Here is a 13,129-nt window from a genome sequence, read left to right as displayed (position 1 = left end):
GCGAATCGGCCGGCCGCGGCCCGGTGCGTGGCGTCAGACCTGCTCGCGCCAGTGGTTCGTGATCGGCAGCCGTCGGTCCTTGCCGAAGCCCTTGGCCGAGATCTTGGTGCCCGGCGGGTACTGGCGCCGCTTGTACTCCGCCGTGTCCACCATCCGCAGCGTCTTCGCCACCAGCTCCGCGTCGAAGCCCGCCGCGACGATCGCGTCCATGCCCTGGTCGCGGTCGACGTAGAGCTCCAGGATCCGGTCCAGTACGTCGTAGTCGGGCAGCGAGTCCGTGTCGACCTGGCCCGGCCGCAGCTCGGCGCTGGGCGGCTTCGAGATGGACGCCTCGGGGATCGGCGGGGTCTGGCCGCGCTCCTCGGCGGCGCGGTTGCGCCACCGGGCGAGCCGGAAGACCGACGTCTTGTAGACGTCCTTGATCGGGCCGTACGCGCCGACCGCGTCGCCGTACAGCGTCGAGTACCCCACCGCCAGCTCGGACTTGTTGCCCGGCGCGAGCACGATGTGCCCCTCCTGGTTGGAGAGGGCCATCAGCATCGTGCCGCGCAGCCGCGCCTGAAGGTTCTCCTCCGCGAGCCCGGTGAGCCCGAGCGACCCCATGTAGGCATCGAACATCGGCTCGATCGGGTGCGTACGGAAGTTGAGTCCGGTACGGCGCGCCAGCTCGGCCGCGTCGCCCCTGGAGTGGTCCGAGGAGTACTTGGACGGCATGGACACCCCGTACACGTGCTGCGCGCCGAGCGCGTCGCACGCGACGGCGGCCACCAGCGCCGAGTCGATCCCGCCGGAGAGCCCGATCAGGACGGAGCGGAAGCCGTTCTTGGCGGCGTACGCGCGGAGCCCCACCACCAGCGCCGAGTACACCTCCTCGTCGTCGTCCAGACGGTCCGCGTAACCGCCGGTCAGCTCCGGCTCGTACGCCGGGAGCGGGTCCTCGGAGAGGACGACCCGGTCGATCCGCAGCCCGTCGCCCACGATGCTTCCCTGAGCGGCCGCGCCGCCGCCCTCCACCGGCTCCGCCGCGGCGGCCGGCAGATCGAGGTCCAGGATCACCGAGCCCTCCGCGAACTGCGGGGCGCGGGCCACGACCTCGCCGTCCTTGTCGACGACGATCGAGTCGCCGTCGAAGACCAGCTCGTCCTGGCCGCCGATCATCGCGAGGTACGCGGTGGTGCAGCCGGCCTCCTGGGCGCGCTTGCGGACCAGCTCCAGGCGGGTGTCGTCCTTCTCGCGCTCGTACGGCGAGGCGTTGATCGACAGCAGCAGCCCCGCCCCGGCGGACCGGGCGGCCGGCACGCGCCCGCCCTCCTGCCACAGGTCCTCGCAGATGGCGAGCGCGACATCCACGCCGTGCACCCGGAGGACGGGCATCGTGTCGCCCGGCACGAAGTACCGGAACTCGTCGAAGACGCCGTAGTTGGGCAGATGGTGCTTGGCGAAGTTGAGTACGACCTCACCTCGGTGCAGTACGGCGGCGGCGTTGCGCGGGGCGCCCGCGGGCTGCCCGTACCGCGGCTGCGCCGACTCCGAGCGGTCGAGATAGCCGACGACGACGGGCACCTCCCCGAAGCCCTCCTCGGCGAGGCGCCCGGCGAGCGCGCGCACGGCGGCCCGGGACGCCTCGACGAAGGACGACCGCAGGGCCAGGTCCTCGACGGGGTAGCCGGTCAGCGCCATCTCGGGGAACGCGACGAGATGCGCTCCCTGCTCGGCGGCGTGCCGGGTCCAGTGCACGATCGCCTCGGCGTTCGCGGCGAGATCGCCGACGGTCGAGTCGATCTGATTCAGAGCGAGGCGTAGTTGAGGCACGCGGCCCAGTGTAATCGTCTGTCTGACGCGATACCCCGGGCGCGCGTGTGGGGCGGGCCACTCGGCCGGGCCACTCGGGCGTTCCCCCGGGTGTTCACCCCGGTGTGGCCGTCCCGGTGTTCACGGAGAGGGAAAGCCGTGGTCAGCGGTGCGCGTAGACCTGTTCCGCCCACGCGGCGATCTGGATCTCGGTGAGATGCCGGGCCAGATCGGCCTCGCTGATCATCCCGACGAGGCGCTTGTCCTCGATCACCGGCAGCCGGCGGATCCGGTGGCTCTGCATCTCGCTCAGGACCTCCTCCACATCCGCGTCCGAGTCGATCCAGCGCGGTGTGCCGTGCGCCATCTCGCCCGCGGTGGTCTGCGCGGGGTCATGGCCGCGCGCCACACAGCCGACCACGATGTCCCGGTCCGTGAGAATGCCGGTCAGCCGCTCCTGGGAGTCGGCGATGGGCAGCGCGCCCACGTCCAGCTCGCGCATGAGCTGTGCGGCGCGGTCCAGGGTCTCGTGCGCCGGGATCCACCGGGCGCCGGTATGCATGATGTCCTTGGCCATGGTCATGGGTGCTCAGCCTCCTGAGTACGGTGCTGTTGCCTGTCCACCCCGAGCCAGAACCATCATCGTGCGTACGTTCGGGTGACGCGACCGCAGTCACCCGAACGGGGGAGCCGGTGGCCCCGCCGCCAGGCCGTACGGTGCGGCCTGACGGCAGGTGTCCCTCGGACCGGCGTCAGGTACGCGCCTTCGCGCCGCGCTCCGCGAGCAGGTCCGCCATCAGGGACAGCTCCGACTGCTGCGCGGCGACCATCCCCTCGGCGAGGCTCTTCTCCGTACCGTTGGAGCAGAGCCGGACACAGCCCTGGGCCATGGAGACGCCGCCCTTGTGATGGTCGGTCATGAGCTGGAGGTAGAGGATCTCGGCCGCCTTGCCGCGGGCCTTACGGAGCTGGTCCAGCTCCGTCCTGGTGGCCATGCCCGGCATCAGCGAACCGTCGTGGGCCTCATGGCCCGCGTCGCCGTGGTCCATGCCCTCCATCCCCTTCATGCCGTCCGTCTGCGCCATCCAGGCCATGGGCTCCGTACCGGCCTCGACCTTGGGCAGCCCCCACAGATCCAGCCACCCCATGAGCATGCCGCGCTGGTTCGCCTGGGTGTTGGCGATGTCGTACGCCAGCCGGCGCACGTCCTCGTCGTCCGTGCCGTCCCGCACGATGAAGGACATCTCCACGGCCTGCTGGTGGTGGACGGCCATGTCCCGGGCGAAGCCCGCGTCCGCGGAGTCCGAGGACGGCGCAGCGGCGGACGCCGCCGCCGTGCCGTCGTCCCGCGCGGCGGAGGCGACCGTGGCCGTACCGGCGAAGACCAGCGCCAGCACGACAGCGGTGAGCGCCGCCCACTGCGTACGTGTCATGGACCGCCGGGGGGTCCCGTCCGGGTCCGCCCCGCTCACTGCGCGCCCATTCCGCCCGTGCAGGCGGCGCCCGGCTCGGGGGTCTGCTGACCCTGCACGTACTTGGTGAAGAACTGGTTGACGCGGGAGTCCGACGCGCTGTCCACCGCCACCTGCTTGCCCCAGGCGCTCAGCATGATCGCGCCGGCCTGGTCCTTGACCGGGCTCATCAGCGTGTACGGGGTCTTGCCGACCTTGTCGGCGAGCGTCTTCACGTCGTCGTCGGACGCCTTGTCGTTGTACGTGACCCACACCGCGCCGTGCTCCAGCGAGTGCACCGCGTTGACGTCGGGGATCTCCTCCTTGTAGACGTCACCGTCGCAGTTCATCCAGACCTGGTTGTGGTCACCGCCCACCGGCGGCGTCATCGGGTACGTGACGGCCTCGGTGACATGGTTGCGCCCCAGCTTCTTGGCGTCCCAGGACTTCTCCTCCTTGACCGGCGCCGCGGCGGCGGCCTTCTCCGCCTCCTTCTTGTCGGACTCCTGGTTGAGCGCGTATGCGCCGAAGCCGACGAGCCCGACCACCACGACGGCGCTCACCGTGATCGTGATGATGCGGCTGCGCCGCTCGCGGGCCCGCTCGGCACGGCGCATCTCCTCTATTCGGGCCTTGCGGTCGGCTGACTGGGACTTCGAACCCATGATGTTTTCGTCCTTCTGGCTTCTGAGGATGGCTGCGGAATCACGGAACGCTGCATGCTGAACGCGAAGCGTGGAACACGGTGCGGGGTACGGGCCCGGCTACGTCCGCAGTACTTGAAGGACGTGAAGGTCCGGCGCGCGCGGGAACACTCCGGAACGGGGCGCCCGGCCGGCCGGGCGCGGCGGTTCGAGGTACGGCTGCTGTAGGGCGACATCGGGCGCCGCGGCGGGCGCCGGCACGGTGAGTACGGCCGCGCCCAGGTGCGGGATGAGTCCGCAGTCGCCGTCGCGGTACGGGCACACGTACCGCGAGTCGCCGGTGTACGGCGCTTCGGCCGCGCCGGCGGCGGAGGTGCCCGCCTCGGAGGTGTCCGCCACCGAGATGGTGACGGCGGCGGCGTCCCGGTGGTGGCCCGTCGCCGTCTCGGTGTCGGTGCCCAGACAGAGGAACAGCGCGGCCAGCAGCGTCGCCACGGCGCTGACCAGAGCCGTGGGGCGCGTGGTGCGTATGTGGCCGATGCGGCCGCGCGGCTGTCCCCCCATGGGGCCAGATCGTAGTGCGTGACGCGCCGGAGCAGCAGTCCGGGCGTCGGCAAAGGCGCCGCGTACCGCCGCTCCGGCCGCTGTGTCCTGGGTGTGTACCGCCGCCGGTACGGTATGAAACGGTCCCGCTGAAACAGGCACCGGCGCGATACAAAGAGGCATGGCCGAACAGAGAGGCGGGTCCGGGCGTCCCCCCGCCGATGTCGACGCGGTGACCCACGCGGTACTGACCGCGTCCCGGCTGCTGGTCGCCATCTCCGCCCGTTCCCTCGCCGCGATGGGGGAGCGGGTCACGCTGCCCCAGTTCCGTCTTCTGGTGGTTCTCTCCACCCACGGCGACGCCAAGCTCGTCTCGGTCGCCGAGCGGCTCGGCGTGAACCCGTCCACCGCCATGCGCATGCTCGACCGGCTGATCGCGGCGGGCCTGGCGACCCGCGAGAGCAACCCCGGCAACCGCCGCGAGACGGTGCTGCGCCTCACCTCCGAGGGCCACTCCCTGGTCGAGCGGGTCACCGCCGTACGCCACCGGGAGATCTCGGCGATCGTCGAGCGGCTCACCCCCGGGCAGCGCTCGGCCCTGGTCGAGGCGCTGACGGCGTTCACGGAGGCGGGCGGGGAGCCGGCCGTCCCGGGCGACGAGGGGGAGCCGTACCCGCTGGGCTGGACCGACACCCATACGCGGTACCCGGAGCGGACGGAGGAGCCGAGGAGGGCGCCGACGGAGCCGTCCGTGACGGATGAAGGCTCAACCGATGGCTGACAGTCGCCAGAAGTGATCTTCGCCGTCGGGGATTGCGCTCACCTGTTTCATGGGCACCACCTGGGCAGGCACTATGGGCGTGTGCCCGTACACGCGCACGTTCCGGATCGTTGGACGGGCGTTCGCAACGCGCCGGAAATCGTGTGGTGGGATGCTCGTGTGCCCCAACGTGCCCCGCGACATGGGAGCAGGTGGCCTGACCAGCAAGGATGGGTAGGATATGGATAAGCAGCAGGAATTCGTGCTCCGTACGCTGGAGGAGCGCGACATCCGCTTCGTGCGGCTCTGGTTCACCGATGTCCTCGGCTTCCTGAAGTCGGTCGCCGTCGCACCCGCGGAGCTGGAGCAGGCCTTCGACGAAGGCATGGGCTTCGACGGCTCCGCGATCGAGGGCTTCGCCCGTGTCTACGAGTCCGACATGATCGCCAAGCCCGATCCGGGCACCTTCCAGATCCTCCCCTGGCGCGCCGAGGCCCCGGGCACGGCCCGGATGTTCTGCGACATCCTCATGCCCGACGGCTCGCCGTCCTTCGCGGACCCGCGGTACGTCCTCAAGCGGATGCTCGCCAAGACCTCGGATCTGGGGTTCACCTTCTACACCCACCCCGAGATCGAGTTCTTCCTGCTGAAGGACAAGCCGGTCGACGGCACCCGGCCCACCCCGGCCGACAGCTCCGGCTACTTCGACCACACCCCGCAGAACGTGGGGATGGACTTCCGGCGCCAGGCGATCACGATGCTGGAATCCATGGGCATCTCGGTGGAGTTCAGCCACCACGAGGGCGCCCCCGGCCAGCAGGAGATCGATCTGCGGTACGCGGACGCGCTCTCCACGGCGGACAACATCATGACCTTCCGCCTGGTCATGAAGCAGGTCGCGCTGGAGCAGGGCGTACAGGCGACGTTCATGCCCAAGCCGTTCTCGGAGTACCCGGGCTCGGGCATGCACACCCACCTCTCCCTCTTCGAGGGCGACCGGAACGCGTTCTACGAGTCCGGCGCGGAGTACCAGCTCTCGAAGGTCGGCCGCTCCTTCATCGCCGGGCTGCTCAAGCACGCGGCGGAGATCTCGGCCGTCACCAACCAGTGGGTCAACTCCTACAAGCGCATCTGGGGCGGCTCCACCCGCACCGCGGGCTCGGGCGGCGAGGCCCCCTCGTACATCTGCTGGGGCCACAACAACCGCTCCGCGCTGATCCGCGTCCCGATGTACAAGCCCGGCAAGACCGGCTCCGCCCGCGTCGAGGTCCGCTCCATCGACTCCGGCGCCAACCCGTACCTGACCTACGCGGTCCTGCTCGCCGCCGGCCTCAAGGGCATCGAGGAGGGCTACGAACTCCCGGCGGGCGCGGACGACGACGTCTGGGCACTCTCCGACGCCGAACGCCGTGCGATGGGCATCGAGCCCCTGCCGCAGAACCTGGGCGAGGCGATCTCCCTGATGGAGCGCAGCGAGCTGGTGGCCCAGACGCTGGGGGAGCATGTCTTCGACTTCTTCCTGCGCAACAAGAAGCAGGAGTGGGAGGAGTACCGCTCCGAGGTCACCGCGTTCGAGCTGAAGAAGAACCTGCCGGTGCTGTAACCGCAGGTCAGCGGTAGTTTTCCGAATGAGCGGCACGCCGGGCCCGCACCGTGATGGTGCGGGCCCGACGTCGTCTCACTCACCCTGGGCCGTCTGTGGGCCGTCGGGCGTCGAGTCGGCCACTTCGTACATGCGGTCCACCGCCCTACGGGTCCGCCCCTCGCTGCTCGGCATGAGGTGCGTATAGGTCCGGAGGGTGAATCCGGGATCACTGTGTCCCAGGTACGTACTCAGGGCCTTGATGTTCTCTCCGGCGTCCAGCAGAACCGACGCGTAGAAGTGCCTCAGCGCGTGCATGCCGTGTTCGCGCGCCGCTTCGTGCCGCTGACCGGCCTCCGCTTGGGGGATGACGCCTGCGGTCGCGAGGGCGGGTTTCCACAGTCGCGTATTGAAGTCGGTGCGGCGAACGGCGCCGCCCCCGGTGAGGGAGAACAACAGAAGCTTGGTTACGGGCGGTCCGTCGGGGCGGAGCCAAGGGAGTGTCACCTTTACCGGCGGAAAGTCCTTCCGATGCTGTTTCAGAACGTGAGCTACCCGATCAGGCAACGGGACATCCCTTTCCTTCCCGCGCTTTGGCGGCGCGAATACGAGGTGACCGTTCACCACCTTCACTTGATTGGCGACGTGCACCCATTCCGTCTCGTAATTCACCTCGTCGTCCGGCAGACCGAAAATTTCGCCCTGCCTCAGACCACAGCCACCGCCGATATCCGTCATGGCCTGGTAGCGCTCGGGAAGGGCGGCCCGTACGGCGAAGACGCGATCCGCCGACCAGGGACGCACGCGCGGCGCTCCCCGCTCGGGTGCGCGGACCGACCGCGCTCGGCACGGGTTCTTGGCGAGCAAGGTGTCATCGACGGCGGCACTCATCACGGACGACACGCTTGCGAAGATGACGCGCCGATAGGACGACGCTGGGACCGCACGCTCCAACTCCGCAAGCCATTCCCGGATGTGCCCAGGCTGGAATGAATCCAGAGGGCGGGATCCCATGTACGGGAAGGCGTGGAGCCGGAGTTGTACCGCCACGGGGACGCGCGTGGTCATATCGGTGGTCTGTGCGGCAATCCACTTCTCGCCGTACTGCCGGAACGTGGTCCGGCCGGCCGCAGGGTCGATGTACTGCCCGCGCGACATGTCCGCCTCAATGTGGGAGAGCCACTGTTCGGCGAGGCGCTTCTGTCGGTCGGGGAAGCTCTTGGACTTCTCGGTGCCGTCGGGGCCGATGTAGCGGGCGCGGTAGCGCATGCCGGTGCCGTGGCGGTCGGTTTTGACGCGGGTGGTCTTGCCGGTGGGGCTGGTCTCGGTCTTGTACCAGCGGTCTTGGATGTGGCCGGCCATGCGGTGAGTGCTCCCTTGGGAATGGCGGCGGCCGGTGGCGAGGGGCGCTCGCCACCGGCCGTCAGATGAGGTGGTTATGCGGCGGTCTCGGCCATGCGGTCGTTGACCCAGGCGTGTACGGCGGCGGGGTCGTAGCGGACGTGTTTGCCGATGCGGAAGCCGGGTGGGCCGGTGCGTTTCTTGCGCCAGGCGTAGACGGTCTCCAGCGGGACGTCGAACATGGCGGCGATGTCGTCGGGGGTGAGGTAGCGGTCCGGGAGGCCAGACCGGAGCGTGGTCGTGGCGGACGCCGTTGCCATACGGGATCTCTCCGTTCGGGGCCGGGCCTGGCCCCCTCTCAGGAGTCCGCTACATCCGCTACATCCGCTACTTTGCAGGTCAGGGGCCTGTTTTTTGTAGCGGATGTGTGGGATGTAGCGGTTAGGTTCCGCTACGCGGTGCGGCTGGCAGGCGCTGATGTAGCGGCTTCGCTGGCGATGTAGCGGATGCCGGGTAGCTCTTCCGCTACATCTGCACCCTGGTTGACCTGGGGTGTAGCGGATGTAGCGGATGTAGCGGTTTCTGGAGGGGGCGGGGGGCAGTACCGGGTCCAGGCGTCGGTGAGGTCATCGGCGTAGTAGCCCCTGGGCACACCGTTGGCGGTGCGGATCGGGCGGGGTTTGACGGGCTTGTTGGCCCCGGTGACGTACTCCCCGAGCATCCGGGAGAGGGCGCGGGAGGAGAGGGGCTTGCCGTCCATGTCGCCCCAGGGCGCGTCGTCCATGGCGTTGAGGAATTCGAGGATGACGGCGGTGGGCATCCTGTCGGCGCCGCAGAACACTACGTCTCGGAGATCGGTGAGCAACTGGATACCCAGCGACGCCTTGTCGTTCTCCTTGGCGGCCTTGACGAGTTCGAGGCAGGCGGCGCGGGCGCGCTTGGGCCAGTCCCCGCCGGCCGCCTCTGCGACGGCCAGCAGGGGTTCCCATACGTCGGCCGGCCGGTCGGTGACGCCGTCCGGCATGGTGGGCCAGGCGCCCGCGACATTGTCTCGGACGCTGTCTGCCCAGCGTGCGAGGCGGTCCCGCAGGGCGTTGCCCTGCTTCTCGTGAAGGCGTAGGCGCCAGGGCTCCACATCTTCGTTGGGGGCGCGCTTGCGCATGCGGATGATGACGGAGCGGGTGAGGATCGTGTCCGGCAGGGAGCCGAGTCCCGCCATGGCGACCGCGCAGTATGAGGGGAATTCCTGCACGGTCTGGTTGGCGCCGTCACCGACGCACCGCCACATGCCCACGCCGCGCCGGTGTCCGGCGTTGAGGAATCCGCGCAGCGGTTCGTTGTCCCCTGCTTTGGGGCCGAACACGGTGTCGACCTCGTCGAAGAGGATGGTGGGCCGCGCGTTGCCGGCCACGGCCCGGAACATTGCGCTGGCGGATGCCTGGGCTGCCACCATGCGGTTGGGTACGAGGGTTTCCATCACCTCCAGCGCCCTCGACTTCCCCGACCCCGGTTCGGGGGAAAGAAACGCGATCCGGGGGGTGGAGTCGAAGCAGTCCAACAGGTGTGCGTGTGCGTCCCACAGGGCGACCGCGACGTAGGCGGCTTCCCTGGGGAAGATGTTGAAGCGGCGGTGGAAGGCTTCCACCTCGTTGAGCAGGGCCGCGCCGTCAATGGTGGTGCCGGTCATGCGGCGTTCCTCTCTTCCTGGGGGGCCCGGAGCGGGCAGGTGTCGCGGTGGGCGGTGTGGTCTTCGATCAGGGCGAGTACCTGGCGGTGGCCGGCGGCGAAGAGGTCGCGTCCGCAGCGGCACCACGATCCGGCGGTCGGGGCGGCGCCCTTGGGTGCGGTGATGCGGAGCCAGGCGACCGGGTACCGTCCGCCGCCGGTCTGCGGGCCAGGGCGAACAGCAGAAAGGACGCCTTCGGCGACGACTTTCGGCGCGCTACGGCCGGAGGGGGCCGGGGTCGGTTCGGCGGGGCTGGGCTGGTCAGTGGGGTGGGAGAACTGCCTCTTAATGGGGGGATTGGGGGGCGCGCTCATGACGCCGTGCCGCTGGGATTGTGGGCAATCGACCAGTTCAGGGCGCTGGTGATGACCGGCGTGCACTCGCTTTCCCGCAGGCCGGCCGCCAATCCCGCTTGCTTAAGAGGCTCTTCAACCTCGCTGCGGGTGAGGGCGCCGGACGCGACGAACCGTCCCAGGGCGCGCGCGGCCCTGGTGAGCGTCCAGTTCCGTACGCCTTCACCGGCCCCCGCGACGTTCGCCAGTTCGGCCCTGAGGGCCGCCGTGGCGTAGCGAGAGGTCCCGGACGGCGGTGCGACGACTGTTACCTGTATTGCCTGACGGGTCGTCAGGCGGACGTACAGCCACTCAGGGAGCGGGGCGGGCGGGGTGGGGTCGATGACCGCGTAGGGACCGGCAGGGGTGGTACTCCCGGCGGCGACGACGTATCCGCCCGACGCGCGGGTGTCGATCAGCTTGCCGAGCCTGCCCGCGCTGTTGCCGAGACGGATGCCGGGCGGTGCGGTGAAGTAGAGGTGCTGTCCGCCGCTTGCTGTCCGGGTGCGGTAGGTGGTGGGGACGGTGTTGGCGGTGCGCTCGCAGAGCGCCTTGAAGGTCGTCACGCCGGAAGGCGTGTCCGTACTGCTGTTGGTCCTGGCCTTGTTCTTGGTTTTGGGCATGTCCAGGTCGATGACGACCAGGCCGGCGGGGCCGGTCGCGATGCCGATGTTGAACGGGATGTCGGCCCAGGCCCGGCGGATGCGGTTCGGGTCGGTGGTCGCCCGGTCTTCCCACTTGCGGTGGCCGGCCGCGCAGTGCCCGGTGCCGGGGCAGGCGGTCTCGCCGTGGAGGGCGGGGCGCTTGTCGCCGGGGCGGAGCGGGAAGACGGGCCAGCCGCGTTCGGCGGCGTCGAGCGCTGCCCACAGCAGCGCGGACAGGGGTTCAGATGTCATGCTGGAGACCTCCAAGGGTCTGTAGGGACTGGAGACCGGGGCGGCCGTGACTTTGGTGAGAGACGGCCGCCCCAGCCGTGTTCAGGAAGCGAGTGCGGGTTGCTGCCACGGGGGTAGTGCGTTCAGGACGCGGGTGCGCCACTGGAGCGCGTAGGGGAGGCAGTTGGCGCAGTTCTTGTGGGTGTGGCCAGTGATGGGCGGGCGGCGGCGTGCGTGGGAGCTCCAGGCGAGGGAGTCGGCGGTGGCCATGAGGTGGCCGACTTTTTCCAGGCCGAGGGTTTTGAAGCCGAACCCGTGGAGTTTGAGCCCGTGTGAGGCGAGGGTGGTGACGATTGCGGCGCCTTCGCGGGTGGACTGGCGTCGGCAGACCGAGCCCAGTCCCACCAGCGGTTCGGCCGTGAGGTCGATCCCTGCGCGCTCGTACAGGGCTACGCAGTGTTCGTAGTCCTGGATTTCCCAGCCTTGTAGCACGGGGATGATGGGGAGGTCGGGGGCGAGTTCCCTCAGTTCGAGGTAGTTGGCCACCGTCCGGTGCTGATGCTCGGCGACGCTGAGGCCGGTTCCGGCGAAGGTGAGGGGCCCGGCCTGCCCGCCGTGGATGATGAGGGGTTCACACATCCAGTCCTGCGGGGCGGCCCAGTCGAACGGGCCGACCCCTTCCCAGATGCGGTACAGGTCATCGATGTACTGGCGCGGGGTGCGGGTCCAGCGGCCGTGTTCCTGGAGCTCTGAGAAGCCGCCGGAGTCGACCGCGTACCGGCCGATCGCGACCGGCAAGGTGCGGGCCACGGCGAAATGCTCCGACTTCAGGAACAGCGGCACGTCGGTGAGCCTCACCCAATGCCGCTTGTGCGTCGTCAGGTAGAACAGCAAATCCGCTCCTCTACAGGTTGGGGAGTGCGGCGATGAGTGTGGTGGTGAGGGTGTTGATGGGGTCGGCGGCGCCGGTGGAGGCGAGGGAGAATCCGAACATGGTGGCGACGGTGGCGGAGCCCCATCCGAGGGCGCGGGAGCGGAGGAGGAGCAGGAGGATGATTCCGAGCAGGACGACGAGGGAGACGGTCAGGGCCACGGTGGTCTCTTTCTCGGGGGTTACTTCTTGGGGCGGGCGAGTTTGAGGGTGAGTCCGCCGATGCCGATGGGGCCTGCGGTGGTGGCGATGAGGGCGGCGGTGCGGGCGGCGAAGTCGATGAGCGCGATGATCGCGGCGACGGTGCCGAGGATGCCGATGGCGCCGGTGGTGATGACGACGATGGGGAACAGGTAGGCGCGGGCCGGGCGTCCGGTCGGGGCGGTGGTGTGGATGACGACGATCGGCTGGCCGGTGGCCCGGGCGCGGTCGTAGAGGTCGGCGGGTATGTGCGGGGTGGTCGGCCCGTGGGTGTTCCCGGGCGGTTCGCGGTGGTGCATGGGTGTGCTCCTTCCGGTCGTTCCGGGACGCGAGGACCCCCGCCCGGGGATGTCCGGGCGGGGGTCTGGTGGTGACGGTGTGTGGTTGTAGTGGGGTGTGGCTACTGGGTAGTGGGTAGTGGGGTCACCAGTAGAAAACCGCCTGTGAAGCCCTGTGCGGGCCTACTGGGGTGTTCTGGCGGTTAGTGGGGTGTGGCCCCAGTACCCACTACCCAGTAGCTGTGTGTGGCTGTTTCAGGCGTGGTCGGGGTGGACGTAGACGGAGTGCGGTCCGTTGTCCCGGTAGACGAGTTGGCCGCGTTCGGCGGCGGCGCGCAGGGCGGCGCGGACGGTTTTGCGGTCCTTGCCGACCATGTCCGCGATCGCGGAGGGCTTCATGCCCATGGCGCCGGCCGACTCGATCGCGTCGACCGCTTCCGCCAGCCACGCCGGTCCCGACTCCACCCCTCCCTCGGCACCCGCGTTCCCGGTCTCGCCGTTGCCGTCGTGCAGTGCGGAGAGGTTCAGCCCCGTCCCTCGCTGCGTCGGGGGCTTGTGCTGCGGATCGTTCGGGGTGCTCGGATCGGCCGTGGGCGGTTCGGGGGTGGTGCCGAACTGGGCGTCGATCTCGTCCATGAATGCCCGTACGGCTGCGTCCTCGTCGCCGGTGCCGG

General features: G+C 69.5%; 14 protein-coding genes and 1 pseudogene. 2 read left to right on the top strand and 13 right to left on the bottom strand.

Annotated elements, in window-relative coordinates:
• Nucleotides 1-33: 33 nt before the first annotated feature.
• The 5 genes from ACIQ7D_RS27105 to ACIQ7D_RS27085 form a co-directional block, all read right to left on the bottom strand.
• Nucleotides 34-1,812 (bottom strand): NAD+ synthase, encoded by a 1,779-nt coding sequence (locus ACIQ7D_RS27105; RefSeq protein ID WP_403941716.1) that lies wholly within the window; start codon nt 1,810-1,812, stop codon nt 34-36.
• 142 nt (nt 1,813-1,954) lie between these two features.
• Nucleotides 1,955-2,374: a CBS domain-containing protein gene (locus ACIQ7D_RS27100; RefSeq protein ID WP_403941714.1), complete on the bottom strand. Its 420-nt coding sequence runs from the start codon at nt 2,372-2,374 to the stop codon at nt 1,955-1,957.
• A gap of 169 nt (nt 2,375-2,543) precedes the next feature.
• On the bottom strand, nt 2,544-3,224 hold the full coding sequence (locus tag ACIQ7D_RS27095) for a DUF305 domain-containing protein (RefSeq protein ID WP_403941712.1): 681 nt from the start codon (nt 3,222-3,224) through the stop codon (nt 2,544-2,546).
• 35 nt (nt 3,225-3,259) lie between these two features.
• Nucleotides 3,260-3,907 (bottom strand): DUF3105 domain-containing protein, encoded by a 648-nt coding sequence (locus ACIQ7D_RS27090; RefSeq protein ID WP_403941710.1) that lies wholly within the window; start codon nt 3,905-3,907, stop codon nt 3,260-3,262.
• 99 nt (nt 3,908-4,006) lie between these two features.
• Nucleotides 4,007-4,450, bottom strand: coding sequence for a hypothetical protein (locus ACIQ7D_RS27085; RefSeq protein WP_403941709.1), 444 nt, complete (start codon nt 4,448-4,450; stop codon nt 4,007-4,009).
• Nucleotides 4,451-4,610: 160 nt separating this feature from the next.
• On the opposite strand from ACIQ7D_RS27085, the gene ACIQ7D_RS27080 reads away from it, so the two are divergent.
• A complete protein-coding gene (locus ACIQ7D_RS27080) occupies nt 4,611-5,210 on the top strand; it encodes a MarR family winged helix-turn-helix transcriptional regulator (protein WP_403941707.1) in 600 nt (199 codons plus the stop codon).
• Nucleotides 5,211-5,430: 220 nt separating this feature from the next.
• The gene (locus tag ACIQ7D_RS27075; RefSeq protein ID WP_403941705.1) at nt 5,431-6,792 is read left to right on the top strand and encodes a glutamine synthetase family protein; all 1,362 of its coding nucleotides are present in this window, start codon (nt 5,431-5,433) and stop codon (nt 6,790-6,792) included.
• A gap of 75 nt (nt 6,793-6,867) precedes the next feature.
• On the opposite strand, the gene ACIQ7D_RS27070 is transcribed toward ACIQ7D_RS27075, so the two are convergent.
• The 8 genes and pseudogenes from ACIQ7D_RS27070 to ACIQ7D_RS27035 all read right to left on the bottom strand — a co-directional run.
• Nucleotides 6,868-8,133 carry a tyrosine-type recombinase/integrase gene (locus ACIQ7D_RS27070; protein ID WP_403941704.1) on the bottom strand — a complete coding sequence of 422 codons (1,266 nt, stop codon included), beginning with the start codon at nt 8,131-8,133 and terminating at the stop codon, nt 6,868-6,870.
• A 74-nt stretch (nt 8,134-8,207) separates the two neighbouring features.
• Nucleotides 8,208-8,432 (bottom strand): helix-turn-helix transcriptional regulator, encoded by a 225-nt coding sequence (locus tag ACIQ7D_RS27065; protein ID WP_403941702.1) that lies wholly within the window; start codon nt 8,430-8,432, stop codon nt 8,208-8,210.
• Nucleotides 8,433-8,563: 131 nt separating this feature from the next.
• Nucleotides 8,564-9,799, bottom strand: coding sequence for a DUF3631 domain-containing protein (locus tag ACIQ7D_RS27060; protein ID WP_403941700.1), 1,236 nt, complete (start codon nt 9,797-9,799; stop codon nt 8,564-8,566).
• Between the two features lie 349 nt (nt 9,800-10,148).
• Nucleotides 10,149-11,066, bottom strand: a complete 918-nt coding sequence (locus ACIQ7D_RS27055) for a bifunctional DNA primase/polymerase (RefSeq protein WP_403941699.1) — start codon at nt 11,064-11,066, stop codon at nt 10,149-10,151.
• Between the two features lie 81 nt (nt 11,067-11,147).
• Nucleotides 11,148-11,939 (bottom strand): hypothetical protein, encoded by a 792-nt coding sequence (locus ACIQ7D_RS27050; protein WP_403941697.1) that lies wholly within the window; start codon nt 11,937-11,939, stop codon nt 11,148-11,150.
• A 10-nt stretch (nt 11,940-11,949) separates the two neighbouring features.
• Entirely contained in the window at nt 11,950-12,138 is a 189-nt protein-coding gene (locus tag ACIQ7D_RS27045; RefSeq protein ID WP_403941696.1) for a hypothetical protein, read from the bottom strand.
• 20 nt (nt 12,139-12,158) lie between these two features.
• The gene (locus ACIQ7D_RS27040) at nt 12,159-12,476 is read right to left on the bottom strand and encodes a hypothetical protein (RefSeq protein ID WP_403941694.1); all 318 of its coding nucleotides are present in this window, start codon (nt 12,474-12,476) and stop codon (nt 12,159-12,161) included.
• Nucleotides 12,477-12,710: 234 nt separating this feature from the next.
• A pseudogene (locus ACIQ7D_RS27035) lies at nt 12,711-13,129 on the bottom strand (hypothetical protein); the annotation flags it as partial.

It is taken from the genome of Streptomyces sp. NPDC096310, assembly GCF_044763125.1.
GTDB lineage: Bacteria > Actinomycetota > Actinomycetes > Streptomycetales > Streptomycetaceae > Streptomyces.
The sequence above is the reverse complement of the archived record's forward strand: the minus strand, read 5'-3'. Positions and strand labels throughout refer to the sequence as shown.

Coding starts and splice junctions, on each gene's coding strand:
- ACIQ7D_RS27080 (WP_403941707.1), top strand. CDS start 4,611: ATGGCCGAACAGAGAGGCGGGTCCGGGCGTCCCCCCGCCGATGTCGAC.
- ACIQ7D_RS27075 (WP_403941705.1), top strand. CDS start 5,431: ATGGATAAGCAGCAGGAATTCGTGCTCCGTACGCTGGAGGAGCGCGAC.
- ACIQ7D_RS27065 (WP_403941702.1), bottom strand. CDS start 8,432: ATGGCAACGGCGTCCGCCACGACCACGCTCCGGTCTGGCCTCCCGGAC.
- ACIQ7D_RS27070 (WP_403941704.1), bottom strand. CDS start 8,133: ATGGCCGGCCACATCCAAGACCGCTGGTACAAGACCGAGACCAGCCCC.
- ACIQ7D_RS27090 (WP_403941710.1), bottom strand. CDS start 3,907: ATGGGTTCGAAGTCCCAGTCAGCCGACCGCAAGGCCCGAATAGAGGAG.
- ACIQ7D_RS27040 (WP_403941694.1), bottom strand. CDS start 12,476: ATGCACCACCGCGAACCGCCCGGGAACACCCACGGGCCGACCACCCCG.
- ACIQ7D_RS27085 (WP_403941709.1), bottom strand. CDS start 4,450: ATGGGGGGACAGCCGCGCGGCCGCATCGGCCACATACGCACCACGCGC.
- ACIQ7D_RS27095 (WP_403941712.1), bottom strand. CDS start 3,224: ATGACACGTACGCAGTGGGCGGCGCTCACCGCTGTCGTGCTGGCGCTG.
- ACIQ7D_RS27055 (WP_403941699.1), bottom strand. CDS start 11,066: ATGACATCTGAACCCCTGTCCGCGCTGCTGTGGGCAGCGCTCGACGCC.
- ACIQ7D_RS27060 (WP_403941700.1), bottom strand. CDS start 9,799: ATGACCGGCACCACCATTGACGGCGCGGCCCTGCTCAACGAGGTGGAA.
- ACIQ7D_RS27100 (WP_403941714.1), bottom strand. CDS start 2,374: ATGACCATGGCCAAGGACATCATGCATACCGGCGCCCGGTGGATCCCG.